This window comes from Streptomyces durhamensis, from assembly GCF_000725475.1.
Taxonomy (GTDB): domain Bacteria; phylum Actinomycetota; class Actinomycetes; order Streptomycetales; family Streptomycetaceae; genus Streptomyces; species Streptomyces filipinensis.
In genome coordinates this window covers 370,869-396,516 of record NZ_JNXR01000012.1, presented here as the reverse complement: position 1 = coordinate 396,516, position 25,648 = coordinate 370,869, and the positions used below count along the sequence as shown (strand labels likewise).

General features: G+C 71.0%; 24 protein-coding genes and 1 riboswitch. Of the genes, 18 read left to right on the top strand and 6 right to left on the bottom strand.

Annotated features, from left to right (window positions below):
* From IO33_RS0119485 to IO33_RS0119475, 3 genes are all read left to right on the top strand, one after another.
* A partial coding sequence (locus IO33_RS0119485) for a cytochrome c oxidase subunit I (RefSeq protein ID WP_031166649.1) occupies nucleotides 1-774 on the top strand: 774 nt, incomplete at its 5' end.
* Nucleotides 771-1,169: a cytochrome c oxidase subunit 4 gene (locus IO33_RS0119480; RefSeq protein WP_031166647.1), complete on the top strand. Its 399-nt coding sequence runs from the start codon at nucleotides 771-773 to the stop codon at nucleotides 1,167-1,169. The genes IO33_RS0119485 and IO33_RS0119480, both read left to right, overlap by 4 nt.
* 175 nt (nucleotides 1,170-1,344) lie before the next feature.
* Nucleotides 1,345-2,604: a L,D-transpeptidase gene (locus tag IO33_RS0119475; protein ID WP_031166645.1), complete on the top strand. Its 1,260-nt coding sequence runs from the start codon at nucleotides 1,345-1,347 to the stop codon at nucleotides 2,602-2,604.
* Between the two features lie 83 nt (nucleotides 2,605-2,687).
* On the opposite strand, the gene IO33_RS0119470 is transcribed toward IO33_RS0119475, so the two are convergent.
* Complete coding sequence (locus IO33_RS0119470) at nucleotides 2,688-3,089, bottom strand: response regulator (protein ID WP_031166644.1); 402 nt, start codon at nucleotides 3,087-3,089, stop codon at nucleotides 2,688-2,690.
* A 166-nt stretch (nucleotides 3,090-3,255) separates the two neighbouring features.
* Between IO33_RS0119470 and ctaE the strand changes: the two genes are divergently transcribed.
* The 7 genes from ctaE to IO33_RS47510 all read left to right on the top strand — a co-directional run bounded on the left by ctaE (nucleotide 3,256) and on the right by IO33_RS47510 (nucleotide 10,920).
* Complete coding sequence (gene ctaE / locus IO33_RS0119465; protein WP_030616646.1) at nucleotides 3,256-3,876, top strand: aa3-type cytochrome oxidase subunit III; 621 nt, start codon at nucleotides 3,256-3,258, stop codon at nucleotides 3,874-3,876.
* A gap of 62 nt (nucleotides 3,877-3,938) precedes the next feature.
* On the top strand, nucleotides 3,939-4,751 hold the full coding sequence (qcrC, locus tag IO33_RS0119460) for a cytochrome bc1 complex diheme cytochrome c subunit (protein WP_031166640.1): 813 nt from the start codon (nucleotides 3,939-3,941) through the stop codon (nucleotides 4,749-4,751).
* A complete protein-coding gene (gene qcrA, locus IO33_RS0119455) occupies nucleotides 4,748-5,806 on the top strand; it encodes a cytochrome bc1 complex Rieske iron-sulfur subunit (RefSeq protein ID WP_031166638.1) in 1,059 nt (352 codons plus the stop codon). The genes qcrC and qcrA overlap by 4 nt, the downstream gene beginning before the upstream one ends.
* Nucleotides 5,803-7,440, top strand: coding sequence for a cytochrome bc1 complex cytochrome b subunit (gene qcrB, locus IO33_RS0119450; protein WP_031166636.1), 1,638 nt, complete (start codon nucleotides 5,803-5,805; stop codon nucleotides 7,438-7,440). Before qcrA ends, qcrB begins: the two co-directional genes overlap by 4 nt.
* A 123-nt stretch (nucleotides 7,441-7,563) precedes the next feature.
* Entirely contained in the window at nucleotides 7,564-8,628 is a 1,065-nt protein-coding gene (trpD, locus tag IO33_RS0119445; RefSeq protein WP_031166633.1) for an anthranilate phosphoribosyltransferase, read from the top strand.
* Between the two features lie 75 nt (nucleotides 8,629-8,703).
* A riboswitch (SAM riboswitch) is annotated at nucleotides 8,704-8,820 on the top strand.
* A 147-nt stretch (nucleotides 8,821-8,967) separates the two neighbouring features.
* Nucleotides 8,968-10,329 carry an aminotransferase class V-fold PLP-dependent enzyme gene (locus tag IO33_RS0119440; RefSeq protein ID WP_031166628.1) on the top strand — a complete coding sequence of 454 codons (1,362 nt, stop codon included), beginning with the start codon at nucleotides 8,968-8,970 and terminating at the stop codon, nucleotides 10,327-10,329.
* 126 nt (nucleotides 10,330-10,455) lie between these two features.
* The gene (locus IO33_RS47510) at nucleotides 10,456-10,920 is read left to right on the top strand and encodes an outer membrane protein assembly factor BamB family protein (RefSeq protein WP_157857872.1); all 465 of its coding nucleotides are present in this window, start codon (nucleotides 10,456-10,458) and stop codon (nucleotides 10,918-10,920) included.
* Nucleotides 10,921-10,932: 12 nt separating this feature from the next.
* On the opposite strand, the gene IO33_RS0119430 is transcribed toward IO33_RS47510, so the two are convergent.
* Nucleotides 10,933-11,214 (bottom strand): Lrp/AsnC family transcriptional regulator, encoded by a 282-nt coding sequence (locus IO33_RS0119430; RefSeq protein ID WP_031166624.1) that lies wholly within the window; start codon nucleotides 11,212-11,214, stop codon nucleotides 10,933-10,935.
* A complete protein-coding gene (locus IO33_RS0119425) occupies nucleotides 11,211-11,954 on the bottom strand; it encodes a rhomboid family intramembrane serine protease (RefSeq protein ID WP_031166622.1) in 744 nt (247 codons plus the stop codon). The genes IO33_RS0119430 and IO33_RS0119425 overlap by 4 nt, the downstream gene beginning before the upstream one ends.
* Nucleotides 11,955-12,107: 153 nt before the next feature.
* Between IO33_RS0119425 and IO33_RS0119420 the strand changes: the two genes are divergently transcribed.
* The 5 genes from IO33_RS0119420 to IO33_RS0119400 all read left to right on the top strand — a co-directional run bounded on the left by IO33_RS0119420 (nucleotide 12,108) and on the right by IO33_RS0119400 (nucleotide 17,496).
* On the top strand, nucleotides 12,108-12,347 hold the full coding sequence (locus tag IO33_RS0119420) for a hypothetical protein (protein ID WP_014672226.1): 240 nt from the start codon (nucleotides 12,108-12,110) through the stop codon (nucleotides 12,345-12,347).
* Between the two features lie 79 nt (nucleotides 12,348-12,426).
* Entirely contained in the window at nucleotides 12,427-13,770 is a 1,344-nt protein-coding gene (locus IO33_RS0119415; RefSeq protein ID WP_031166619.1) for an NYN domain-containing protein, read from the top strand.
* 220 nt (nucleotides 13,771-13,990) lie between these two features.
* On the top strand, nucleotides 13,991-15,019 hold the full coding sequence (locus tag IO33_RS0119410) for a C40 family peptidase (protein WP_031166617.1): 1,029 nt from the start codon (nucleotides 13,991-13,993) through the stop codon (nucleotides 15,017-15,019).
* Nucleotides 15,020-15,257: 238 nt separating this feature from the next.
* Entirely contained in the window at nucleotides 15,258-16,286 is a 1,029-nt protein-coding gene (locus tag IO33_RS52555; protein WP_031166615.1) for a C40 family peptidase, read from the top strand.
* Between the two features lie 28 nt (nucleotides 16,287-16,314).
* Nucleotides 16,315-17,496, top strand: a complete 1,182-nt coding sequence (locus tag IO33_RS0119400; RefSeq protein WP_209438877.1) for a hypothetical protein — start codon at nucleotides 16,315-16,317, stop codon at nucleotides 17,494-17,496.
* On the opposite strand, the gene IO33_RS0119395 is transcribed toward IO33_RS0119400, so the two are convergent.
* Complete coding sequence (locus IO33_RS0119395) at nucleotides 17,477-18,010, bottom strand: PadR family transcriptional regulator (RefSeq protein WP_031166611.1); 534 nt, start codon at nucleotides 18,008-18,010, stop codon at nucleotides 17,477-17,479. The genes IO33_RS0119400 and IO33_RS0119395 overlap by 20 nt on opposite strands.
* 91 nt (nucleotides 18,011-18,101) lie before the next feature.
* Between IO33_RS0119395 and IO33_RS0119390 the strand changes: the two genes are divergently transcribed.
* Nucleotides 18,102-19,424 (top strand): MATE family efflux transporter, encoded by a 1,323-nt coding sequence (locus IO33_RS0119390; protein ID WP_031166609.1) that lies wholly within the window; start codon nucleotides 18,102-18,104, stop codon nucleotides 19,422-19,424.
* 1 nt (nucleotide 19,425) lies between these two features.
* Here IO33_RS0119390 and IO33_RS0119385 read toward each other — a convergent pair whose 3' ends face one another.
* Nucleotides 19,426-20,661 (bottom strand): glycosyltransferase 87 family protein, encoded by a 1,236-nt coding sequence (locus IO33_RS0119385; protein WP_031166607.1) that lies wholly within the window; start codon nucleotides 20,659-20,661, stop codon nucleotides 19,426-19,428.
* A 122-nt stretch (nucleotides 20,662-20,783) separates the two neighbouring features.
* On the opposite strand from IO33_RS0119385, the gene IO33_RS0119380 reads away from it, so the two are divergent.
* Nucleotides 20,784-21,926, top strand: coding sequence for a glycosyltransferase family 4 protein (locus tag IO33_RS0119380; protein WP_031166605.1), 1,143 nt, complete (start codon nucleotides 20,784-20,786; stop codon nucleotides 21,924-21,926).
* Nucleotides 21,927-22,096: 170 nt separating this feature from the next.
* Nucleotides 22,097-23,719: a GMC oxidoreductase gene (locus tag IO33_RS0119375; protein WP_452746333.1), complete on the top strand. Its 1,623-nt coding sequence runs from the start codon at nucleotides 22,097-22,099 to the stop codon at nucleotides 23,717-23,719.
* Between the two features lie 28 nt (nucleotides 23,720-23,747).
* Here IO33_RS0119375 and IO33_RS0119370 read toward each other — a convergent pair whose 3' ends face one another.
* A complete protein-coding gene (locus tag IO33_RS0119370) occupies nucleotides 23,748-25,544 on the bottom strand; it encodes an AMP-dependent synthetase/ligase (protein WP_031166601.1) in 1,797 nt (598 codons plus the stop codon).
* Between the last annotated feature and the right edge of the window lie 104 nt (nucleotides 25,545-25,648).

Here is a 25,648-nt window from a genome sequence, read left to right as displayed (position 1 = left end):
GTCACCGGCGGTGTGCTGCTGCCGTTCTTCTCCTTCATGACGTTCCTCATCGCCGTCCCGACCGGCGTGAAGTTCTTCAACTGGATCGGCACCATGTGGAAGGGCTCGCTGTCCTTCGAGACGCCCATGCTCTGGGCGGTCGGCTTCCTGATCACCTTCACGTTCGGTGGTCTGACCGGTGTCATCCTGGCCTCGCCGCCGATGGACTTCCACGTCTCCGACTCGTACTTCGTGGTGGCCCACTTCCACTACGTGGTGTTCGGCACGGTCGTCTTCGCGATGTTCTCCGGCTTCCACTTCTGGTGGCCGAAGATGACCGGCAAGATGCTGGACGAGCGCCTCGGCAAGATCACCTTCTGGACGCTGTTCATCGGCTTCCACGGCACCTTCCTGGTCCAGCACTGGCTGGGTGCCGAGGGCATGCCGCGTCGTTACGCCGACTACCTGGCGGCCGACGGCTTCACCGCCCTGAACACGATCTCGACGATCAGCTCGTTCCTGCTCGGCCTGTCGATCCTGCCGTTCCTCTACAACGTCTGGAAGACGGCCAAGTACGGCAAGCCGGTGAACGTCGACGACCCGTGGGGCTACGGCCGTTCGCTGGAGTGGGCGACGTCCTGCCCGCCGCCGCGGCACAACTTCCTCACCCTGCCGCGGATCCGCAGCGAATCCCCGGCGTTCGACCTGCACCACCCTGAGATCGCCGCGCTCGAGCAGCTCGAGCACGCCGGTCACGGCACCGCCATCGCGGGCAGCAAGGAGGCCGGCAAGTGAAGATCCAGGGTCGGATGTTCATCTGGCTGAGCGTCTTCATCCTGATCATGGCCATCGTGTATGGCGTGTGGTCGAAGGAGCCGGCCGGTACCACCGCACTCTTCCTGGCCTTCGGCCTGAGCGTCATGATCGGCTTCTACCTGGGCTTCACCGCCCGGCGGGTCGACGCGGGCGCCCAGGACGACAAGGAGGCCGATGTCGCGGACGACGCGGGCGAGCTGGGCTTCTTCAGCCCGCACAGCTGGCAGCCGCTCATGCTGGGCTTCGGCGGTGCGATCGCCTTCCTCAGCATCGCGGTCGGCTGGTGGCTGATCTACTTCTCGGCCCCGTTCATCGTGATCGGCCTGTTCGGCTGGGTGTTCGAGTACTACCACGGTGAGAACCGCACCCAGTAGCACACGAGAGCGCGTCCCGGAAGCCCGGACCCCCATCAGGAGGGTCCGGGCTTCCGGTCTTTCCGGCTGCCGCACCCGCGGCCGTCCGTTCGGAGTCGTTCTTCTGCCGTAGTGTCGGTGACTCGTACGGATTACCTACCGCGCCACGGGGGTCGGCGTCTCATAGCGTGATCATATGAACCACACTCCGCGGACCCGCACCGTCGTCAGCTGCGCCCTGCTGGTGACCGTCCTCGGCGCGGGCGTCACCGCCTGCGGTTCGGACGGCAACCCCCTGTCGGCCCAGCCGTACGACGCAGCGGACCTCATCTCCTTCAACGGCCCCGCCGACGCGGGCAAGCGGGCCGACCCCGACAAGCCCCTCGAAGTCACCGTGGACGACGAGGGGCGCATCACCGACGTAACCGCCCAGGACGCCACAGGGCGCTATGTGACGGGCGAACTCACCGCCGACGGCAGTCGCTGGCACAGCACCTCCCCGCTGGCCGCCAACGCCCACTACACGGTCACGGTGAGCACCGAGGACGACGACGGCGAGCCGGGCCGCAAGGTCTACACGTTCGACACCAGCAAGCCCAGCGGCAAGAAGCGCCTGAACGTCACCTTCGGGCCGGACGCGGGCCAGTACGGCGTCGGACAGCCCATCACCGCGCAACTCGACCAGGAGGTCAAGGACAAGGCGCAGCGCGCCATCGTGGAGCGCGCCCTCAGGGTGCAGTCCACGCCGGCCGTGCCGGGCTCCTGGTACTGGGTGAGCGCCAAGGAACTCCACTACCGCCCCAAGGAGTACTGGCCCACGCACGCCACCGTCCAGGTGCACAGCAACCTGGACGGCGTCCGGATCAGCGACCGGCTGTGGGGCGGCAGGTCGAAGCCGCTGAAGATCACCACGGGCGAGCGGATCGAGGCCGTCACGGACGCCTCGGCGCACCAGCTGACGTTCTTCGAGAACGGCAAGGTGATCAACCAGGTGCCCGTCACCACCGGCAAGGCCGGCTACGAGACCCGCAACGGCGTCAAGGTCGTCCTGGAAAAGCAGTACTTCGTACGAATGCGCGGGGTCACCGTCGGCATCGCCGAGGGCAGTTCCGACTCCTACGACCTGCCGGTCTACTACGCCACCCGGGTCACCTGGTCGGGCGAGTACGTCCACGCCGCACCCTGGTCCGTGGGCTCACAGGGCTATGCCAACGTCAGCCACGGCTGCACGGGCATGAGCACGGGCAACGCCGAATGGTTCTTCGACCACATCCACGAGGGGGACATCGTCAGGGTCGTCAACTCCAACGGCGACCCCATGGAACCCTTCGGCAACGGCTTCGGCGACTGGAACGTCGACTGGAAGAAGTGGCTCACGGGCAGCGCCCTGACCAACACCGCCCCCGACGGGCCGACCCCGCAGGACGCGCTGCGCCTCCGGCCGGCAGCGGTGTGAGGAGCACCCCGAAAGGGCGCGCGGGACGGCGCGCGCAGGCCCCGTCGGCCCGCACGCGCGCCCGCCCCCGGCGCCCCGGGCCGCTAGGCGCCCACCAGCCGCTTCTGGCGCAGCAGATCAGCCAGCGCGGACGCGAACTCCACCGGGTCCACCGGCAGGGTCACGGCGGCGTCGGCGCGGCTCCACGTGGCCAGCCACGCGTCCTGCGGCCGCCCCATGAGAAGAAGCACCGGCGGGCAGTTGAACACCTCGTCCTTGATCTGCCGGCACACCCCCATGCCGCCCATCGGCACGGCCTCCCCGTCCAGCACGCACACGTCGATGCCGCCCCGGCCCAGCTCGCGCAGCACCGCCTCGGGCGTCGCGCACTCCACGAACTCGACCAGGGGGACGTCGGGGGCCGGCCTGCGGCCGGAGGCCAGCCGTACTTGTTCGCGGGTGTTGGAGTCGTCGCTGTAGACCAGCACCGTGGCGGTCGGCTGCATTGTTCCTCCGGGACGTCAGCGTCGTACGGACGGGACGGACAGGGCCGTTCGGGCGGATGTTACTCCCGTCGAAGTTCCCATGAACACCACGTCAACACCGCTTCCGCGGGGGGCAACACTCCGAACGGCACCCCCCGGAGTGAGGGCGGGATAAGCGACCGACATAATGTCGGTCGTGGCGACAGCAACGACAGTAGAAACCGGGCACGCGCACCCGTCGGTCAACCGGCCGAACCTCACCAGCGTCGGAACCATCATCTGGCTGAGTTCCGAGCTGATGTTCTTCGCGGCCCTCTTCGCGATGTACTTCACCCTCCGGTCGGTGACCGGACCGGATCACTGGAAGGAGATGGCGCACGCGCTGAACGTGCCCTTCTCCGCGACGAACACCACGATCCTGGTGCTCTCCTCCCTCACCTGCCAGCTCGGCGTGTTCGCGGCCGAACGCGGCGATGTGAAGAAGCTCCGTGGCTGGTTCATCCTCACCTTCATCATGGGTGCGATCTTCATCGGCGGTCAGATCTACGAGTACACGGAGCTGGTGAAGAAGGACGGCATCTCGCTGTCCTCCGACCCGTACGGCTCGGTGTTCTACCTGACCACCGGCTTCCACGGCCTGCACGTGACGGGCGGCCTCATCGCCTTCCTGCTGGTCCTCGGCCGCACGTACATGGCCAAGAGGTTCACCCACGAGCAGGCGACCGCCGCCATCGTCGTGTCCTACTACTGGCACTTCGTCGATGTGGTCTGGATCGGCCTCTTCGCCACGATCTACCTGATCAAGTAGCGGGACCGTCTCCCGCACATCCAGAAGCACCGACGCAGAAGATCCTGACACCGGGGTAATCCGTGAAAAAGCTCTCCGCACGACGACGCCATCCGCTGGCGGCGGTCGTCGTCCTACTCCTCGCGCTGGCGGCCACTGGGGGGCTGTACGCCGCGTTCGCACCCGCGGGCAAGGCGCAGGCCGATGATTCCGCCCAGTCCCTGACCATCAAGGAGGGCAAGAAGCTCTACGAGGTCGGCTGCGCCAGCTGCCACGGCACCGGTGGCCAGGGCGGCTCCGACGGACCCAGCCTGGTAGGCGTGGGTGCCGCGGCCGTGGACTTCCAGGTCGGCACCGGCCGTATGCCTGCGGCCACCTCGCAGGGCGCCCAGGTCCCGCGCAAGAAGGTCGTCTACAACCAGACGCAGATCGACCAGCTCGCCGCGTACATCGCCTCGCTGGGTGCCGGCCCGAACGTGCCCACCAAGGAGCAGTACGGCCCGGCCGGCGCGGACATCGCCAAGGGTGGCGAGCTGTTCCGCACCAACTGCGCGCAGTGCCACAACTTCACCGGCAAGGGCGGTGCCCTGACCAAGGGCAAGTACGCGCCCACGCTGGAGGGCGTCGACCGGAAGCACATCTACGAGGCCATGCAGACCGGCCCGCAGAACATGCCGTCCTTCCCCGACACCACGCTGTCGGAGAAGAACAAGAAGGACATCATCGCGTACCTGCACTCGGTCGACAGCAGCGAGACGACGAATCCTGGCGGTCTCGAGCTGGGCGGCCTCGGGCCGGTCAGCGAGGGTCTGTTCGCCTGGATCTTCGGCCTCGGCGCGCTGATCGCCGTCGCCGTCTGGGTCGCCGCTCGGACCGCAAAGGCCAAGAAGTCATGAGTAGCCAAGACATTCCAGAAGAGAACCTGCCCGCAGAGCAGGACCACGCACACGGTGCGGTAGGGGTCGCGGACGAGGAGAACCCGTTCGCCGACCCGGGGCTGCCGCCTCACGAGCACCGGATCCAGGACATCGACGAGCGGGCCGCCAAGCGGTCCGAGCGGATGGTGGCCCTCCTGTTCACGGTGTCGATGCTGGCCACCATCGGCTTCATCGTCGCCTACCTGGTGATCCCGAACGACAAGTCGATCTTCGTCTTCCCGATCGGTCACATCAGCGCGATGAACTTCGCGCTGGGTCTGACCCTCGGTGCGGCGCTGTTCTGCATCGGCGCGGGTGCGGTCCACTGGGCCCGCACCCTGATGTCCGACGTGGAGGTCGCCGACGACCGGCACGCGATCGCGGCCTCGCCCGAGGTCCGTGCGCAGGTCCACGCGGACTTCCGCCAGGGCGCCAAGGAGTCGGCGATCGGCCGCCGCGGCCTGATCCGCACCACGATGTTCGGCGCGCTGGCCCTGGTGCCGCTCTCCGGCGTCATGCTGCTCGGCGGCCTGGGCCCGAAGCCCGGGACCATGCTCCGGCACACCCTGTGGGCCAAGGGCAAGCGCCTGATCAACATGAACACCAACCAGCCGCTGCGTCCCGAGGACGTCGCGGTCGGCTCCCTCACCTTCGCCAAGCCCGACGGGCTGGAGGAGACCGACGAGGACTTCCAGAACGAGATCGCCAAGGCCGCGCTGATGATCGTCCGGCTGCAGCCGGACAACATCAAGGACAAGCGCGAGCTCGACTGGTCGCACGAGGGCATCGTCGCCTTCTCGAAGATCTGCACCCACGTCGGCTGCCCGATCTCGCTGTACGAGCAGCAGACGCACCACGTGCTGTGCCCGTGCCACCAGTCCACCTTCGACCTCTCCGACGGCGCCCGAGTGATCTTCGGCCCCGCCGGCCACGCCCTGCCGCAGCTGCACATCGGCGTGGACAGTGACGGTTACCTCCAGGCGCTCGGCGACTTCGAGGAGCCCGTCGGTCCTGCATTCTGGGAGCGCGGATGAGTACTGCAGCGAACGAGACGCCCCGCTCGCGCGGGAAGGCACCGGCCGGCGAGCGGATCGCCGACTGGGCCGACGGCCGGCTCGGGATCTACTCCCTGGCCAAGTCCAACATGCGCAAGATCTTCCCCGACCACTGGTCGTTCATGCTGGGCGAAGTGTGCATGTACAGCTTCATCATCATCATCCTGACGGGTGTCTATCTGACGCTGTTCTTCCACCCGTCGATGAACGAGGTGGAGTACCACGGCAGCTATGTCCCGCTGCAGGGACAGCTGATGTCCGAGGCGTTCAACTCGACCCTGCACATCTCCTTCGACGTGCGCGGTGGTCTGCTCGTCCGGCAGATCCACCACTGGGCCGCGCTGATCTTCCTCGCCGGCATGTTCGTGCACATGATGCGCGTGTTCTTCACCGGCGCGTTCCGCAAGCCGCGTGAGATCAACTGGCTGTTCGGCTTCCTGCTGTTCGTCCTCGGCATGTTCACCGGCTTCACCGGTTACTCGCTGCCGGACGACCTGCTCTCCGGCACCGGTGTCCGCTTCACCGAGGGCGCGATCCTGTCGATGCCGATCGTCGGCACGTACATCTCGATGTTCCTCTTCGGCGGCGAGTTCCCCGGCCACGACTTCGTCGCCCGGTTCTACTCGATCCACATCCTGCTGCTGCCGGGCATCATGCTCGGCCTGATGGTGGCGCACCTGATCCTGGTCTTCTACCACAAGCACACGCAGTTCGCGGGTCCCGGGAAGAGCGAGAAGAACGTCGTCGGCATGCCGCTGCTGCCGGTGTACATGGCGAAGGCCGGAGGCTTCTTCTTCCTGGTCTTCGGCGTCATCGCGGCCATCGCGGCGGTCGCCCAGATCAACCCGATCTGGGCCATGGGCCCCTACCGCCCGGACCAGGTGTCCACCGGCGCCCAGCCCGACTGGTACATGGGCTTCGCCGAGGGTCTGGTCCGCTACATGCCGGGCTGGGAGATCAACCTCTGGGGTCACACGCTCGTCCTGGGTGTGTTCATCCCGCTGGTGCTCTTCGGTCTCGTCCTGGCGGCGATCGCGGTCTACCCGTTCATCGAGTCCTGGGTCACCGGCGACAAGAGCGAGCACCACATCCTGGACCGCCCGCGCAACGCTCCGACCCGTACCGCGTTCGGTGTCGCCTGGGTGACGGTCTACATGATCGGCCTGGTCGGCGGTGGCAACGACCTGTGGGCCACCCACTTCCACCTGTCGATCAACGCCGTCACCTGGTTCGTCCGGATCGGCTTCTTCGCCGGGCCGGTCATCGCGTTCATCGTCACCAAGCGGATCTGCCTCGGCCTGCAGCGCCGCGACCGCGACAAGGTGCTGCACGGCCGGGAGACCGGCATCATCAAGCGCCTGCCGCACGGTGAGTTCATCGAGGTGCACGAGCCGCTCAGCCAGGAGCAGCTGCACACCCTCACCGCTCACCACCAGTACGAGCCGGCCGAGATCGGCCCGACGGTCGACGAGAACGGTGTCGAGCGCAAGGTCGGAGCCTCGGAGAAGCTCCGGGCGAAGCTGTCCAACGCCTACTACGGCGAGGACAACCAGATCCCGAAGCCGACCGTCGAGGAGTACAAGGAGATCACGAGCGGCCACGGCCACCACTGATCCCAGCGTCGCCACACCACGCTGAAGGGCCCCGTCCGGGTTGCGGACGGGGCCCTTCGCCGTGCCCGGGGCTGGATAGGGTGGGATCACACTGTTCTGGTACGACACACCCAGGAGCGGCTTATGAGCGCTGTGACCCCCGCTGGAGGCGACACCGCGGCGGGCCGTTCCTGGCCCGTCCTGCTGAACGGCCTGCTGAACGGCCAGGACCTGTCCGCCGACGACACCGCGTGGGCGATGGACCGGATCATGCGCGGCGAGGCGACCGACGCGCAGATCGCCGGCTTCGCGGTGGCACTGCGGGCCAAGGGGCAGACCGTGGAGGAGATCACCGGTCTGGTCCGCACGATGTACGAGCACGCGAACGTGATCGAGGTGCCCGGCCGCACGGTCGACATCGTCGGCACGGGCGGCGACGGCGCGAAGACGGTGAACATCTCCACGATGTCCGCGCTCGTGGTCGCCGGTACGGGCGCGAAGGTCGTCAAGCACGGCAACCGGGCCGCGTCCTCGGCGTCCGGCTCGTCCGACGTCCTGGAGAGACTGGGCGTCAACCTCGACCTGACCCCCCGGCGGGTGGCACAGGTCGCGGAGGAGGCCGGCATCACCTTCTGCTTCGCCGTGAAGTTCCACCCGGCCCTGCGCCATGTGGGCGCCGCGCGGGGCCAGTTGGGCATCCGGACGGTGTTCAACCTGCTCGGCCCGCTGACCAACCCGGCGAAGGTGCGGGCCCAGGCGGTCGGCGTGGCCGTCGCACACGAGGCACCCATCGTCGCGGGCGTCCTCGCGGAGCGCGGCAACTCCTCGCTGGTCTTCCGCGGGGACGACGGCCTGGACGAGCTGACGACGACGTCCACCTCCAGGGTCTGGATCGTCCGGGACGGCAAGGTGTCCGAGGAGTCCTTCGACCCGCGGGACGTCGGGATCGACCTGGTCCCGGTGGAGGCGCTGCGCGGCGGCGACCCCTCCCACAACGCGGGGGTCGCCCGCCGTCTGCTGGACGGCGAGCAGGGCCCGGTGCGTGACGCGGTGCTGCTGAACTCGGCTGCGGCCCTGGCCGCCCTGGACCCCACGGACGCCCCGCTCGCCGAGCAGCTGCGCGCCGGCATGGCGAGGGCCGCGGAGTCGATCGACTCGGGTGCGGCCAGGCGGGCGCTGGAGCGCTGGGTGGCGGCCAGCAACGCGTAGCGGTCACCGGCGGTCGTCCCGCGATCCGGACTCGGGTTGCGGGACGACGATCGTTTCCCGTACGTTCCTGTACCAGGTCATGAGTGACAGTCATTCGGCCCCGGCCGACTGTCCGGCAACCCTCCGTCCGTGGCGGGGTGCCCCGGGTGAAGACCAGGCCGTAGGCAGCGAGGTCTACGGCAAGCGCGGACCCCTCGTGCGCTTCTGAGCGAGCGCAGGGCCAGGGGTCCTGGTCATCGAGGGAGCCTTCCGTGAGCAAGCGAATGCGATAGGGCCGCAGAGCCCCGCCTCCGCACACCCCTTTTCTCACTTCTTCCTTCGCTTCACGGGAGCTCACCCATGTCCGTCTTCACCGCTGCCGCCGACCAGTCCGTTTGTGCCCCTCTGCCCGTTCTGGGCAGCGATGTCACGGTCCCGCTCGTCACCGGCGGCGAGGTCACCTACGCGGCCCTCGACTACGCGGCCAGCGCCCCCGCCCTCCAGCGCGTCTGGGACGACGTCGCCGCCTACGCCCCCTACTACGGCAGCGTCCACCGCGGCGCCGGCTACCTCTCCCAGCTCTCCACCGACCTGTTCGAGAACGCCCGCCGGACGGTCGCCGAATTCCTCGGCTGCCGCGCCGACGACCAGGTGATCTTCACCCGCTCGACCACGGACTCCCTCAACCTCCTCGCCCGCGCCCTGCCCGCCGACTGCCAGGTCTTCGTCTTCGAGACCGAGCACCACGCCTCCCTGCTGCCCTGGCAGGACGCGCACGTCACCTACCTCGACGCCCCGCGCAGCCCGCAGCAGGCGGTCACGACCCTGGAGCGGGCCCTCGCCGACCGCGCCCCCCACGGCCCGGCCCTGGTCTGCGTCACCGGCGCCTCCAACGTCACCGGCGAACTGTGGCCGGTGCGCGAACTGGCCGCGGCCGCGCACGCCCACGGCGCCCGGATCGTCCTCGACGCCGCCCAGCTCGCCCCCCACCACCCCGTGCACATCCGCGACCTGGACGTCGACTGGGTCGCCTTCTCGGGCCACAAGCTGTACGCCCCCTTCGGCTCCGGCGTCCTGGCCGGCCGCGCCGACTGGCTGCGCGGGGCCGAGCCGTACCTCGCGGGCGGCGGCGCCAGCCGCAAGGTGACCCGGCGTCAGGACGGCGGCGTGGACGTCGAGTGGCACGAGAGCGCCGCCCGCCACGAGGCCGGCTCCCCGAACGTCATCGGCGCCTACTCCATCGCGTCGGCCTGCAAGGCGCTCACCGGTGCCGGCTGGGACGCCCTGGTCGCCCGCGAGCAGCACCTGATCGCCAAGGTCCGCGAGGGCCTGGCCGGGGTTCCCGAGGTGCGGGTGCTGTCCCTGTTCGGCGACGACGCCCCGCGCGTCGGCGTGATCTCCTTCGTCGTGGAGGGCTGGAACAGCTCCCACTTCGCCGCGGCGCTCTCCGCCGAGTACGGCATCGGCGTCCGCGACGGCCTCTTCTGCGCCCACCCCCTGGTCCGCACCCTCCTCGGCAGCGACCCGCAGACCCAGGGCGAGTGCGGCGCCCCCGAGGCCGCCCCGGGCGAGAAGTCCCTCAACGCCATCCGCGTCAGCTTCGGCGCGGGCACCCCCGACGAACACGTCGAGCGGTTCGTCAGCGCGGTCAGGGAGCTGGTGACCGAGGGTGCGAAGTGGACGTACCGGACGGAGGACGGCCGCTGCGTCCCGGCGGTGTGACCGGCGCCCGCACACGCGCCCCTGGGGCCCGGCGGCCGACCGCGCGCCCATCCGCTCGGACGTGGTCTGCGCGGGCGGTCACGGCGATGCCCTGCCGGCGCTGGACGCGCGGGACGGATCACCGAGGTGGAAGGTGTCCACGGGCGCCGAGGCGACCGCCCTCGCCCTGGCGGGCGCACCACCCTGTTCGCCGGCTCCGCGGCCCGGCGCGAGGGTTTCCGGGTCTGCGACGGGCGACGGCGGTGGCACCGTGACGCCGCCACCGCAGGAGTGCTGACCGGCGCCGGCCGCTCCCTGGCCGTCGGCGCCGAGCGGGCCGGCGTCTACGCCGTCCGGGCGGCCGACGGCTCGCAGGCCTGGGGCCGTCACATCGAGGGCGGCCCGGACGCGCCACGCACGGTGGCGGCCGGCGAGACCGTGTACGCGCGCGCGTCGGACCAGGTGCTCGCCCTGGACCTGAACGGCCGCGAGCGCTGGACCGCGCCCCTGGGCCACAGCGCCGGCGACGACCGGCACACCCCCGTCGTCCGCGGCCGCCGCCTCTGCATCCCCTCGGGCACCGGTGTCGCGGCCGTGGACATCACCCGCTGAACGACGCCGGTCCTAGTTGTCCAGGCCGATCGCGAACGCGGCCTCCAGGTCGTGCTGGGAGTACGTGCGGAACGCGACGTGCGTGTCCGTGGCCTCCACGCCCGGGATCTTGCTGATCCGGGCGGGGATGACCTCGGCCAGGTCCTCGTGCCGGCCGACCCGGACCATGGCGATCAGGTCGTAGGTGCCGGTGACCGAGAAGACCTCGCTGACGCTCTCCAGCGCGGCGATCTGCTCCGCGATCTCGGGGATCCGGTCCACGCTGGTCTTGATGAGGACGATCGCGGTGATCACGGCTGGTTCTCTCCCTCGGGTGCCGGAGCTGGGGCGGACCTCACTCTAGCCGCACGGCCGTAGCGGACCCACGCGTAGCCGAAGCCCAGCCCGAAGCCGACCAGGTGGGCCAGATACGCCACCCCGGGGCCGTCGGAGGCCTGCCCCGCCGCCGCCCACTGCAACGCCGCCCAGAACGGCAGCACGACCCACGCCGGGAAGCGCAGCGGCAGGAAGAACAGGAAGGGAAGAAGACTGGTCACGCGGGCGCGTGGGAACAGGTAGAGGAACGCTCCGAGGACCGCCGAGATCGCCCCGGACGCGCCGACCAGCGACTGCTCGGAGGCGTCGTTGGCGGCCGCGTAGCCCAGCAGGGCCAGGTAGCCGCAGCCCACGTAGAAGAGGGTGAACTCCACCCGGCCCATCCGTTCCTCGGTCATCACGCCGAAGACGAAGAGGAAGAGCATGTTGCCGAGCAGATGCACCCAGCTGCCGTGCACGAACAGGGCCGTGGCGGGAGTGAGGGCGGCGCGCGCCGGTCGGGCGAACAGCTCGGCCGGCACCACGCCCCAGCGCCGGAAGTACGCCCGCTGCGCGGCGAGCAGCGCGTCCCCGGAGCCGTACCCCGGGGTGAGCCCCGAGGCCGGGCCCAGGGCGAAGAGCAGACAGCACAGACCGATGAGGACGTATGTCATGGGCGCCGGCGCGTTCCGGACCGCTCTGAGGGCCCTGCCGGCCGCCGTGCTCCACTCGCTGATCATGAACACAGAGCATGACGTAACGGGACGCAAGCCGACAGACCGCCTCGCCGCCGTGGACGGACGGGCGGCGAGTCCCCGGCAGGCCGTAGGGTTACGGCCACACGCGTCGGCCGGCGGCGCGGGAGCGAGACGAGAAGGAAGCGGACAGCCACGATGACGGTTCCCCTGCCGACCGCGACGACCCGTTGGCGCTGCACCCTGTGCGGCAACCTCACGCGGTTCGACGTGACCCGTTCCTCGAAGGTCGTCGAGTACGTCCACCTCGACCTGGCGGGCGAGCCGACGGTGGAGGAGCGCGAGGTGGTCAGTGAGACCATCGAGTCGGTGCGCTGTCGCTGGTGCAACGCGGTGGACCAGGTGGAACTCGTGGACAGGCCGGGTGCCGGCTCCTGAGCGGGGCGGCCCGCAGAAGCGCAGTGGAAGCGACGCGGTGGAAGTGACGCCGTAGAAGTGAAGTAGTGGGGTGTGACGGATGGTGGAGACCGCAGGCGGGGGGCCGGGCGACGGCACCGCTGAGGTGCTTGACCGTCCGCTGCCCGACGGCGTGCGCCGGCGGGTCGTGCAGATCGTCTCGGACGGCTTCGGCGGGCTGACCGTGGCGGAACTGCCCGCCCAGCTGCGGCAGTACGCCCGGTTCGCCCCCAATCGCCGGGCGAAGTTCGCCGGGAACGCGATGGCGGCGGCGCTGGAGACCGATCCGCTGTTCCGGCAGCGGATCGGGGAGAAGTTCAGAGAGGCCCAGCCGGAACTCGCCGGCGCCCTGGACTCCGGCTCCCCGCCCCCGGCCGCGGATCCGCTCGACGTCGCGGCCGCGGCCTACGTGCTGCGCCCGGCGGGCTGGGTGAAGCTCGTCACCGCGGCCGGCGAGGAGGCCCAGCGCGCGGACGCCGAGCGGGCGGACGAGGAGAGCCGAGCGGAGCTGGAACGGCTGCGCGCCGAGCTGACCCAGGCCCGCGACCACACCCGCGCCGAGACCGAACGGCTGCGTACGGAGCTGGAGTCGGCGAAGAAGGAAGCCGAATCGCTTCACCGCAAACTCCGGGCCGCCCTCAGCGACGTCAAGCGCGGCGAGGCGGCCCTGCGCAAGGTTCAGGGCGAGAGCGACGCCGTACGCACGGAGGCCCACCGGCAGGTGTCGGCCGCCGAGAGCGAGTCCCGCCGGCTCAAGGCCCGCCTGGGCGAGGCGGAGGCCGCGCTGGAGGCCACCCGCCGCGCGGCCCGCGAGGGCCGCAGCGTGGAGGACATGCGGGTGCGGCTGCTGCTGGACACCCTGCTGGAGGCCACCCAGGGGCTGCGCCGTGAACTCGCCCTGCCTCCGGTGTCCGTGCGGCCCGCCGAGACGGTCGACGCGGTCGAACCCGGACGAATGACCCCGAAGGACATCGCGGCGCGCGCCCTGTCGGAGCACGACCCGGCCATCCTCGACCAGTTGCTCGCGCTGCCCCAGGCGCATCTGGTGGTCGACGGCTACAACGTCACCAAGACCGGCTATCCGCAGATGCCGCTGGAGAAGCAGCGGCTCAGGCTGCTCGGCCAGCTGTCGGCGCTGGCCGCCCAGACCGGCGCCGAGGTGACGTGTGTCTTCGACGGCGCCGAACTGGCCGCCCCGGTGCTGCTCGCGCCGCCGCGCGGGGTCAGGGTGCTGTTCTCCAAGCCGGGCGTCACGGCGGACGAGCTGATCCGCCAGCTCGTGCGCGCGGAGCCGCCGGGCCGTCCGGTCATCGTGGCCTCCACCGACCGGGAGGTGGCCGACGGGGTCGCCAAGGTGGGCGCCCGTCCTGTCGCCTCTGCGGTGCTTCTCAAGCGGTTGTCCTGAAGGTCCAACGGGCATAGCTAATGCCCGAATTGGCCGTATCGTCACACAACGTAGTGTCAATCGCGGATCACTGCATGTGAGTTCTGTGCAAAGAATGCATTGCGTGACAGGATTTTCTGCTGAGAGGATTTGAACTGATCACAGCTGGGTCACTAGGGTCTGGGCTCGAACCTCCGAACGGGTGATCACTCACTCACTCACAAGAAGGAGTTCGTCCTCCGTGGCGTCCCACCGTCGACCCAAGCAGCAGAGTCGCGCCCGCGTGACCGTGCTGACCACCGCAGCCGCCGCAGCCGTCGTCCTGAGCGCGAACGCCGCCAATGCCGCGCCGAAGCTCAGCAAGGACCAGGTCAAGGCCAAGGTCGACAAGCTGTACGAGGAGGCCGAGCAGGCCACCGAGAAGTACAACGGGGCGAAGGAGAAGCAGCAGAAGCTGCAGAAGGAAATATCCACGATCCAGGACAACGTCGCCCGCGGCCAGCAGGACCTGAACAAGCTGCGCGACGGCCTGGGCTCGCTGGCCACCTCGCAGTACCGCTCCGGTGGCATCGACCCCTCGGTCCAGCTGTTCCTGTCCTCCAACCCGGACGACTTCCTGGACAAGGCCTCCACGCTCGACCAGTTGAGTGCCCAGCAGGTCGACTCCCTGAAGAAGATCCAGGACAAACAGCGCGAACTGGCCCAGGAACGCGCCGAGGCCACCGAGAAGCTCAAGGACCTCTCCTCCACGCGCACCCAGCTGGAGAAGAAGAAGAAAGAGGTCCAGGGCAAGCTCGCCGAGGCGCAGCAGCTCCTCAACACCCTGACGGCCAAGGAGAAGGCGGCCCTGGCCGCCCAGCAGCAGCGGGCCGACCGCTCCTCCAGCGCGCGCGTGAACCTCGGCGACACCCCGCCGGCCTCCGATCGTGCCGGTGCGGCGTTCTCCGCCGCCCAGAGCCAGATCGGCAAGCCCTACGTCTACGGCGCCACCGGCCCGTCCTCCTTCGACTGCTCGGGCCTGACCTCCTGGGCCTACGCCCAGGCCGGCGTCTCCATCCCGCGCACCTCGGAGCAGCAGGCGAACATCGGCACCCGGATCAGCTCGGCCAACGACCTGCAGGTCGGCGACCTGGTGTTCTTCTACGGCGACCTGCACCACGTGGGCCTGTACGCCGGCAACGGCCAGGTGCTGCACGCCCCGCACACCGGTGCCGTGGTCCGCTACGAGGCGATGGCCGACATGCCGTTCCAGTTCGGCGTCCGGGTCTGAGCAAACACCGACACCCGGAAACGGTGACGTCCGAACGGGCGAATCCCGCGGACCGAGGCTGACTCCACGCCCCGCCACTGACCTGCGTCAGCGGCGGGGCGTCACCCGTTGTTGCCGTCGCCGGCTTTGGTCGGCGCCCTTTCCTGCGGCTACTGTCTGCCGCGTTTCCCCGGCGCCGGGGCCTCCCCGTCCCCAGGCGCCGGGGGAGCGGTATCCGTCCGCCAGCAGAAGGACTGCCGTGGGGTCTCATCGCCGCCTTGCCTCGTCCGGGTTCGACCGGGGTGCCGCCGCCCTGTGCGTGCTGTCGGCCGCCGCCGCCGCGCTCGGTGCCGTACCGGCGCACGCGGCGCCGCACGAGGGTGCCCGTGCCGAGGTGGACCGGCTCTACCAGGAGGCCGAGCAGGCGACCCAGGCCTACGACAAGGCCCAGGAGCAGGAGGGCGCGCTGCGCCGCGAGGTGCAGGGCGCCCAGGACCACGTCGCACGGCTGCAGCAGCACATCAACACCCTGCGCGAGCAGCTCGGTTCGCTGGCGGGCGCCCAGTACCGCGCGGGCGCCGTCGACCCGGCCGTGGCGCTGCTCCTCTCCGACGACCCCGCCGAGTACCTCGACAAGGCGTCCACCCTCGACCGCATCGGCGCCCAGCAGGTCGACCGGCTGCGGGAGTTGCGCTCCGCGCTGCGGGGCCTCGCCCAGGAGCGTGCGGAGGCGGCCGGGAAGCTCGGCGCGCTGGAGGGCAGCCGCAAGGCGGTGGCCGCGCACAAGCGGACCGTGGAGACCAAGCTCGCCAGGGCCCGGCAGCTGCTCAACTCCATGTCCGCCGCCGACCGCGCCGCCTACCACCGGGCCTCGCGCTCCGACGGCCCCGACCGCCTCGACCTGCCCGACCTGCCGGACCTGGCCGGTGCCGTGCTGCCCGACGCCCGCGCCGCCGCCGCGGTGGCCGCCGCCCGCTCCGCCCTCGGCCGCCCGTACGTGTGGGGCTCCAACGGCCCCTCGGGCTTCGACTGCTCGGGCCTGATGCAGTGGGCGTACGCGCACGCCGGGATCCAGCTGCCGCGTACCTCGCAGGAGCAGCGCTTCGCCGGCCGGCAGATCCCGCTGTCCGAGGCCCGCCCCGGCGACCTGGTGGTCTACCGCTCCGACGCCAGCCATGTGGGGATGTACGTCGGCAACGGCCAGGTCATCCACGCGCCCTATCCGGGAGCGGCGGTGCGCTACGACCCGGTCGGGATGATGCCGATCTCCTCGGTGACCCGGCCCTGACCGCGCCGCTCACCGTTACGATCGGGAAATGGCTGGTCGCAGACGGGGGTGGAGCATCGGGGCGGTGGTCCTCGGTCTGCTGCTGCCCCTGACCGGGTGCGGTGGCGCGGGGACCGACGCCGCCCGCGCCGAGGTGCAGCACCTGCTCGACCGGCGCTCCGCCGCCCTCCTCGGCCACGACGAGACGGCGTACGGCGCGACGGGCAGCCGGACCCAGTACACCCGGCTGCGCGCCCTCCCGCTGGCCTCCTGGAGCTACCAGGTCACCGCCCTGCGCCGCACCTCGTCCGGCGCCACCGCCGACGCCGACCTGAACTTCCGCGTCGCCGGCTACGACAGGGCCCCGGTCGACGTCCGGCGCACCCTCGCCCTCGGCCGCACCGCCGACGGCGCGTGGTACGTCACCTCCGACAGTCCCGCGAAGGGCGCCGGGCAGCAGTTGTGGGACCAGGGCCCGGTGACCGCCGTGAAGGGCGCGCACAGCCTGGTGCTGGGCACCGGCCGGACGGCCGCGCTGCGCGGTTACGCCGCACTGGCCGACCGCGCCGTCCCGGCCGTGTCCCGGGCCTGGGGCACCGGCTGGAGCCGCCATGTCGTCGTCCTCGTCCCGCGGTCCCTGCAGGCGATGGGGGCACTGCTCGGCTCGCCCGCCGCCAACTACCGGGGCATCGCGGCCGTCACCACCGGTGAGGCGGGGGGCTCCGGCCGGGCGCCCGCGGACCGGGTGGTCGTCAACCCGGAGGCGTACGCCGCCCTCGGTGACATCGGCAAGCAGGTGGTGCTCACCCATGAGACCACCCATGTGGCCACCCGCGCCCACACCACCGCCGCCACCCCGCTGTGGCTCTCCGAGGGCTATGCCGACTGGATCGGCTATCTCGGCACCGGCCGCACCCCCACCGAGGCCGCGCCGGAACTGTCCCGCGCCGTCCAGGACGGCCACGCCCCCACGAGGCTCCCCTCCGACAAGGACTTCGGCTTCACCAGCGACCCGGCCGAGCTGGCGCAGGCCTACGAGGGCGGCTGGCTGGCGTGCCGGATGATCGCCGCCCACTGGGGCACCACCCGGCTCGGCGCCTTCTACCGCGCCGTGGGCGCCCACGACAAGCGGGCGGGCGCGGTCGAGGACGCCCTGAAGAAGGTGCTCGGCACCACGCCGGAGGCGCTCACCGAGCGGTGGCGCGCCTACGTCAGGACGCAGCTCGGCTGAGCGTCTCGACGGCCTCGCGCAGCCAGGCCCGCTCCGCCTTCGCGGTGGCCCGCGCGACCCGCAGCATGCCCTCGCGGAACAGGTCCCCCGCCTCCTCGGCCCGCACCGGCTCGCCCTCCCGGTAGAAGAAGCTGGCCGGCGTCTCCAGGAAGTCCAGCCGGCGGCGCAGTACCGCGGCCTGCTCGGCGGGATCGTCCAGGTGCCGCAGGAAGGCCAGCAGCGTGTTGAAGCGGACCTGGTCGGTGATCTCCGCCTGCTTCGGGCCGCGCAACCGCGCGAGCAGCTCCTTCCGTCCCTCGCCGGTCAGGGACAGCACCCGCCGCGGGGCGGCGCTCGCGCCGTCCTCGGTGCGCTGGTCGAGCAGCCCGGCGGCGAGGAGCCGGTTGATCGCCGGGTACAGGGCGCCGTCGCTGACCGGGCGGACATGGCCGCTCAGCGCCCTGATGCGTTCCTTCAGCTCGTAACCGTGCAGCGGTTCCCCGGCGAGGAAGCCGAGGATCGACAACTCCAGCACGCGTTCTCCTCCTTGCGGCGACCCCGGACACCATGCTACCTCTGATCGAGCTACCTCGAAACGAGGTAGCTCGAAACGAGGGGATCCGCGTGTGAACGCCCACCGCAAGCAGCTCATGGCACTGGCCCGGCCCGTCTACCTCTCCCTGCTCGCCTCGGTCGCTTCCGGGATCATCAACACCGTCTGGGTCTCCCGGCTCGGCGGTGCCGCCGTGGCCGCCGTCGCCGTCGCCACCACCACCGAGAACGTGCTCCTCGGCGTCGCGCTGGTCTTCGCCTCCGGTACGACCGTGCTGGTGGCGCACGCCCGAGGAGCCCGGGACCCGGCCGCCGTACGTGCCGCCGTGCGGGGCGGCTGGGCGCTGTGCGGCCTGGTGACGCCGGTCGTCGCGGCAGGCGGTCTGCTGCTGCGCGCGCCCCTGGCCGGCCTGGTCCTCGGCGGTCACGGCGGAGCGGCCACCGGCCTGGCCACCGCCTACTTCGCGATCTCCCTGCCCGGCATGGCCGTCTTCTTCGCCCAGCAGCTCGTCGACGGCATCCTCAAGGGCGCCGGCGACACCCGCACGCCGATGCGGCTCGCCCTGCTCGCCAACGGGCTGATCCTGCTGTGCGACCCCGTCCTCATCCACCTCCATGGCGTGCGGGGTGCCGCCGCCTCCACCGTGCTGTGCCGCTGCGTGGCCCTCGCCGTGGGCCTGCGTGCCCTGCGCGGCAACCCCCTGCTGCGGACGGCGGCCGGCACCGCGCCCGCCGGGCCCGTCGGCGCCGCCCTGCGCCGTACCCTCACCACCGGTCTGCCCATGTCCGCCGACTTCACCGTGCGCCAGGGCGGATCCCTCGTGCTGGTGGCGATCGTGGCCAGGCTCGGGGTGACGGCGGTGGCCGCCTACGCCATCGGCTACAAGACCATGTACGTCGCCACCATGGCCTTCTACGCCGTACGGCAGGCCGCGGCGATCCACACCGCCCACGCCAGGGGCGCGGGCGCGGACGCGCGGCGCGACATCGGCCGGCAGGCGGTGCTGGTCTCCGGGGCCCTGGGCCTGACCGCCTCCGTCCTGTTCGCCGTGACGGCACCCTGGATCATGGCCGCCTTCGGCGCCGGACCCGAGGTCGCCCGCCAGGGCGCGCTGTTCCTGCGCTGCGTCGGCCCCTTTCTGCTGCTGATGGCCTGCTTCATCGCGCTCGGCGGTGTCTTCGAGGGCGGTGGGGGAGCACCAGCGCTGCTGCGGATCACGCTGCTCGGCACGGCCGTGCAGCTGCCCCTGGCGTACGCCCTGTGCGGCCTCGGCCTGCCCGGTGTCTGTCTGGCGCAGGCGCTCGCGATGGCCGTGCAGTGCGGGGCGGTGGCGGCACTGCTGCGGCGGTCCGGGCGCCGCGAGGAGCCCGTGGCCGCCCTGGTGCGCGCGGGCTGAGTCAGGGGGAGACCGGGGTCCGCCGGGGCCGGGCGGGCCGGGGCGGCAGCGGGGCGGTGGGGGCCGGCGGCACGGTCGAGCGCCACAGCCGGCGGGCCGCCGAGAGCGAGGCCACGACCAGCAGGCCGTTGCGCGCCACCAACAGCAGGACGCCGTACCGGTCGCTCACCACCACGTGCGAGAAGCCGAGCGGGAACTCCAGGACCGTCACGAAGGACGCGGCCAGCACCATCAGCGCGGGCGCCCCCATCCGGCTCGCCCGGTACGACCCGCACACCGCGGCCAGGCCGATCAGCCACACCAGGTACTGCGGGCTGATCACCCGGCTGGTGACCGTGAACAGCAGCACCGCGGTGAAGGCGGCGTCCGCCGGCATGTGCGGCACGGGGCGGGTCACGCGCAGCCGCCACAGCAGCAGCCAGCAGAACGCGGCCCCGGTCAGCGCCAGCGCCGCCGCGCTGACCTGGTCCACATGCGGACCGAGGAACTCGATCGACCCGTAGTTCAGCAGCACCTGCCCCTGCCAGCCGAAGTGCCGGGCCACATGGAAGACCAGGGCGCCCAGGGACTCCACCTCGGTGCCCCGCTCCCGCTGGAAGGTCAGGAAGGTGAAGGCGCCCGGCATGGACACCGCGAACAGCGCCGCCAGCCCGGCCGCCGTCACCGCCGCCGACGCCCACGCCCGCCGCCGCACGGCCCCCACCAGCAGCAGCGCCGGCCACACCTTCAGCAGCGCCCCGAACGCGGCCAGCGCGCCCATCACCCGTGGCCGCCGGGCCCCGGCGAGCAGCGCCGCCACGGCCACCGCGGTCACCATCACGTCGTAGCGGGCGTACACCGTCGGACCGAGCAGCGGTGCTCCCGCCACCCACACCCACGCGCCGCGCGGGGACCGGCCGGGGCGCCGGCACGGCCCCAGCAGCAGCGCGAGCACGACCAGGTCGGCGAGGAACGCCAGCACGAAGAAGGCGTGCGTGTAGGACAGGAAGGGCAGGACGGCGGGGGAGAGGATCGCCAGGGCGGCGGCCGGCGGGTACTGCCAGGTCACGTCGTCCAGCGGAAACGTTCCTTGACGCAGTACCTCGTACCAGCCCCGGTAGATCACCGACACGTCCGAGGTGACGTCCGGGCCCGGGAAGACGAACACCTGGAAGACGAACAGCAGCAGCGCCGCACGGGTGACGGCCCAGGTCGCCAGCGGCCATGACAGGGACCGCGCGGTGCCCTTCGTCTCCACGTGCTCCCCTGCCGTTCGATTTCCCGCGTCGATGGACGCGTCGCGTGACCATGATGTCCTGCCCGGCTGTGCGCCTGCCACAGACTCGGCCGCGCCCGCCCCATTGGGTAGGGTCGGCGGCGATGCACAGGACCCTCATCGTCACCAACGACTTCCCGCCCCGGCCGGGCGGTATCCAGGCATTCCTGCACAACATGGCCCTCCGCCTGGACCCCGGCCGGCTGGTCGTCTACGCCTCCACCTGGAAGCGCGGCCGGGAGGGCGCCGAGGCCACCGCAGCCTTCGACGCCGAGCAGCCCTTCACCGTCGTACGCGACCGTACGACCATGCTGCTGCCCACCCCGCGGGCGACCCGGCGGGCGGTGGAGCTGCTGCGCGAGCACGGCTGCACCTCGGTGTGGTTCGGCGCGGCGGCCCCGCTCGGCCTCATGGCCCCGGCACTGCGCGGGGCGGGGGCCGAACGGCTGGTGGCCACCACCCACGGCCACGAGGCCGGCTGGGCCCAGCTGCCCGCCGCCCGGCAGCTGCTGGGCCGGATCGGTGAATCGACGGACACGCTCACCTATCTGGGTGAGTACACCCGCTCCCGCATCGCCACCGCGCTCACCCCCGACGCGGCCCGGCGGATGGTCCAGCTGCCGCCCGGGGTCGACGAGAAGACCTTCCACCCCGCCTCCGGCGGCGACGAGATCCGCGCCCGCCTCGGCCTCACCGACCGCCCGGTCGTGGTCTGCGTCTCCCGCCTGGTCCCGCGCAAGGGCCAGGACACCCTCATCCGGGCCATGCCGCGCATCCTCGCCGCCGAGCCGGACACCGTCCTGCTGATCGTGGGCGGCGGACCGTACGAGCGGGATCTGCGGCGGATGGCGGCCGAGACCGGGGTGGGCGACAGCGTGCGCTTCACCGGCGCCGTCCCCTGGTCCGAGCTCCCCGCCCACTACGGCGCGGGCGACGTCTTCGCCATGCCCTGCCGCACACGGCGGGGCGGCCTGGACGTGGAGGGCCTGGGCATCGTCTACCTGGAGGCCTCCGCGACGGGCCTGCCGGTCGTCGCCGGCGACTCGGGCGGCGCCCCGGACGCGGTGCTGGACGGTGAGACCGGCTGGGTGGTCAGGGGAGGCTCCCCCGAGGAGGCCGCCGACCGCATCGTGCCCCTGCTGGGCGACCCCGAGCTGCGCCGCCGCATGGGCGAGCGGGGCAGACAGTGGGTCGAGGAGAAGTGGCGCTGGGACCTGCTCGCGGAGAGGTTGAAGGCACTGCTGTAGTGCGGCGGCCCGCACGGGGCGCGGGGCTGTGTCCATATGCGGCTCCGCCGCGTGGGCGCGATCAGCCCGCACGGCCCGCAGCCGCTGACGACGCGCACCCACCCCTTCATGCGGCGCCTCTTGGCGGAACCCCGTAATCCGCCCATGCTGCGCCCATGACAGCAAACCTGATGCGACGTCAGCTGACGCGACGTCACATACTCGGTATGGCAGCGCTGCAGACAGCGGCTGCCCTCGGCTTCACCCGCATAGGACTCCAGTCGGCCCGGGCCGCCGAGCCCGACGCGGTCGAGTCCGCGCCCGCGATCGTCATCGGCTCCGGCTACGGCGGCGCCGTGGCCGCCCTCCGCCTCGGCCAGGCCGGCATCCGCACCCTCGTCCTCGAAATGGGCCGGCTCTGGAACACCGCCGGCAGCGACGGCAAGGTCTTCTGCTCCACCTCGGCCCCCGACCAGCGCTCCATGTGGTTCCGCACCCGCACCGAGGCCCCGCTCGCCACCTTCCTCTGGCTGGACGTGGTCAACAAGGACATCAGCCCCTACCCCGGCGCCCTGGACCGCGTGCACTACGACCACATGTCCGTCTACGTCGGCCGCGGCGTCGGCGGCGGCTCCCTCGTCAACGGCGGCATGGCGGTCACGCCCCTGAAGTCGTACTTCACCGAGCAGTTCCCGACCGTGGACGCCGACGAGATGTACGGCACCTACTACCCGCGCGCCCGCGCCATGCTCGGCGTCAACACCATCGACCCGGCGTGGTTCGAGTCCACCGAGTGGTACCGCTTCACCCGCACCTCCCGGAAGGCCGCCCGCAACGCGGGCCTGAAGACCACCTTCGTGCCGAACGTCTACGACTTCGGCTACATGCAGCAGGAAGCCGCCGGTACGGCCACGAAGTCCGCGCTCGCCGGCGAGGTCATCTACGGCAACAACCACGGCAAGCGCAGCCTCGACAAGACCTACTGGGCCGCGGCCCTCGGCACCGGGAACGTCACCCTCCACACCCTGGAGCGGGTGAAGTCCGTCAGCCGGGCGGGCGACGGCTCGTACGTCCTGACCGCCGACCGGATCGACACCACCGGTACGGTCGTCGAGACCAAGCGGTACAGCTGCACCTACCTGTTCCTCGGCGGCGGCAGCGTCGGCACCACCGAACTCCTCGTCCGCGCCCGGGACACCGGCACCCTGCCCGACCTGGACCCCGCCGTCGGCGCGGGCTGGGGCACCAACGGCAACACCATGCTCGGCCGCGCCAACCACGTCTGGGACACCGTCGGTGCCGACGAGGCCACCATGCCGGTGATGGGCATCGACGACTGGGCCAACACCGACAACCCGGTCTTCGCCGAGATCGCCCCGCTGCCCATGGGGTTCGAGCACTGGATCAGCCTCTACCTGGCGATCACCAAGAACCCGGAACGGGCGTCCTTCACCTACGACCCGGCCTCCGGCGCGGTGAAGCTCGGCTGGCGGGCCGACCAGAGCGCGGTGTCGGTGGCCATGGCCAAGAAGCTCTTCGACCGCATCAACCTGGCCAACCTCACGATCTACCGGTACGACCTGTTCGGCTCGGCCGGCAAGGTCTTCGCCGACGACTTCACGTACCACCCCCTCGGCGGCTGCGTCCTCGGGAAGGCGACCGACGACTACGGCCGGGTGAAGGGGTACCCGCGGCTCTACGTCACCGACGGCTCGCTCGTGCCCGGCAACATCGGCGTGAACCCCTTCGTCACCATCACCGCGCTCGCCGAACGCACGATGGCGCGGGTCCTCGTCGAGGACACCGCGCCATGACACTCCGTCAGTACCGCCGAGAGGGGCCCTACTTGGTGTAGATCGCCTCGATCTCGTCCGCGTAGTCCTTCGCCACCACGTTCCGCTTGAGCTTCAGCGACGGGGTGAGGTGGCCCGACTCCTCCGTGAACTGGGAGGGCAGAATGCGGAACTTCCGCACCGATTCCGCCTTCGACACCGCGGCGTTGCCGTCGTCGACCGCCGCCTGGATCGCCGCCAGCAGATCCGGGTCGTCCTTCAGCGACGCCGCGGTGACACCCGCGGGCTTGCCGTGCTCGGCGGCCCAACGGCCCAGGAACTCCTCGTCGATGGTGACCAGCGCGCCCACGAACGGCCGCCCGTCGCCCACCACCATGCACTCCGCGACCAGCGCGTGCGCCCGGATCCGGTCCTCGATCACCGCCGGAGCCACGTTCTTGCCGCCCGCGGTGACGATGATCTCCTTCTTCCGGCCGGTGATCTTGAGGTAGCCGTCCTCGTCCAGCGTGCCGATGTCACCGGTGTGGAACCAGCCGTCGGCCAGCGCCTCCGCGGTCGCGCCCGGGTTGTTCCAGTACTCCTTGAACAGGTGCTCGCCGTGCAGCAGCACCTCGCCGTCGTCCGCTATCCGCACCACCGAGCCCGGCAGCGGCTGGCCGACCGTGCCGATCTTCTGCCGGTCCCACGGGTTGAACGCGGTCGCCGCGCAGGACTCGGTCAGGCCGTAGCCCTCCAGCACCGTGAAGCCGATGCCCCGGAAGAAGTGGCCGAGCCGCTCGCCCAGCGGGGCGCCGCCGGAGATGGCGTACTCGCCCCGGCCGCCGAGGACCGCGCGCAGCTTGCTGTAGACCAGCTTGTCGAAGACCTTGTGCTTGACCTTCAGGCCGAACGCCGGGCCGGACGGGCTGTCCAGCGCCTTGCTGTAGGCGATCGCGGTGTCCGCGGCCTTGTCGAAGATCGCGCCCTTGCCGTCCGCCTGCGCCTTGGCCCGCGCCGAGTTGTAGACCTTCTCGAAGACCCGCGGGACACCGAGGACCAGCGTCGGCCGGAAGGCGGCCAGCTCGTCGGTGAGGTGCTTGATGTCCGGGACGCAGCCCAGCTTGATCGGCGCCATCATCGGGGCGATCTGCACGAGCCGGCCGAAGACGTGCGCGAGCGGCAGGAAGAGCAGCACCGAACACTCGCCGGTACGGAACAGCGGGCGCAGCCGCTCCACGATGTTGCCGCACTCCGCGAAGAAGCTGCGGTGGGTGAGCACACAGCCCTTGGGGCGGCCGGTCGTACCGCTCGTGTACACGATGGTCGCCGGGTCGTCGGCCCTGGCGAGCGAGCTGCGCTCCTCGACCGTCTCGTCCGACACGTCCTGCCCGAGCCGGCCCAGCTCCTCCACGCCCCCGGCCTCGATCTGCCAGACGTGCTTGAGCGCGGGCAGCGACTCGCGCACCGACTCCACGGCCGCCGCGTGGTTGTCGAGCTCCACGACGCACGCCGTCGCGCCCGAGTCGGACAGGATCCACTGCACCTGCTCCGGCGAGCTGGTCTCGTACACCGGCACCGTGACCGCGCCCGCGCTCCAGATCGCGAAGTCCATGAGCGTCCACTCGTAGCGGGTGCGGGACATCAGTCCCACCCGGTCGCCCGGCTGCACCCCGGCGGCGATGAGGCCCTTGGCGGCGGTGTGCACCTCGGCCAGGAACTCCCGGGCCGTCACGTCCTGCCAGGCACCGCCGGACTTGCGGGAGATGACGGCGACGTCGGGATGCTGCGCGGCGTTTCTGCGGACGATGTCGGTCAGGTTGCCGTCGGCAGGGACCTCGTACAAAGCCGGAAGGCTGAACTCGCGCAAGACTGCTGCTCCTCATAGGGCGCCGGCGCCACGACACTGTGTGATGCGACGGTGCGGTCCAAGGCTCGGGCTGGTGCTCGGGTCTTCGGTCGTTGAAATCCAGA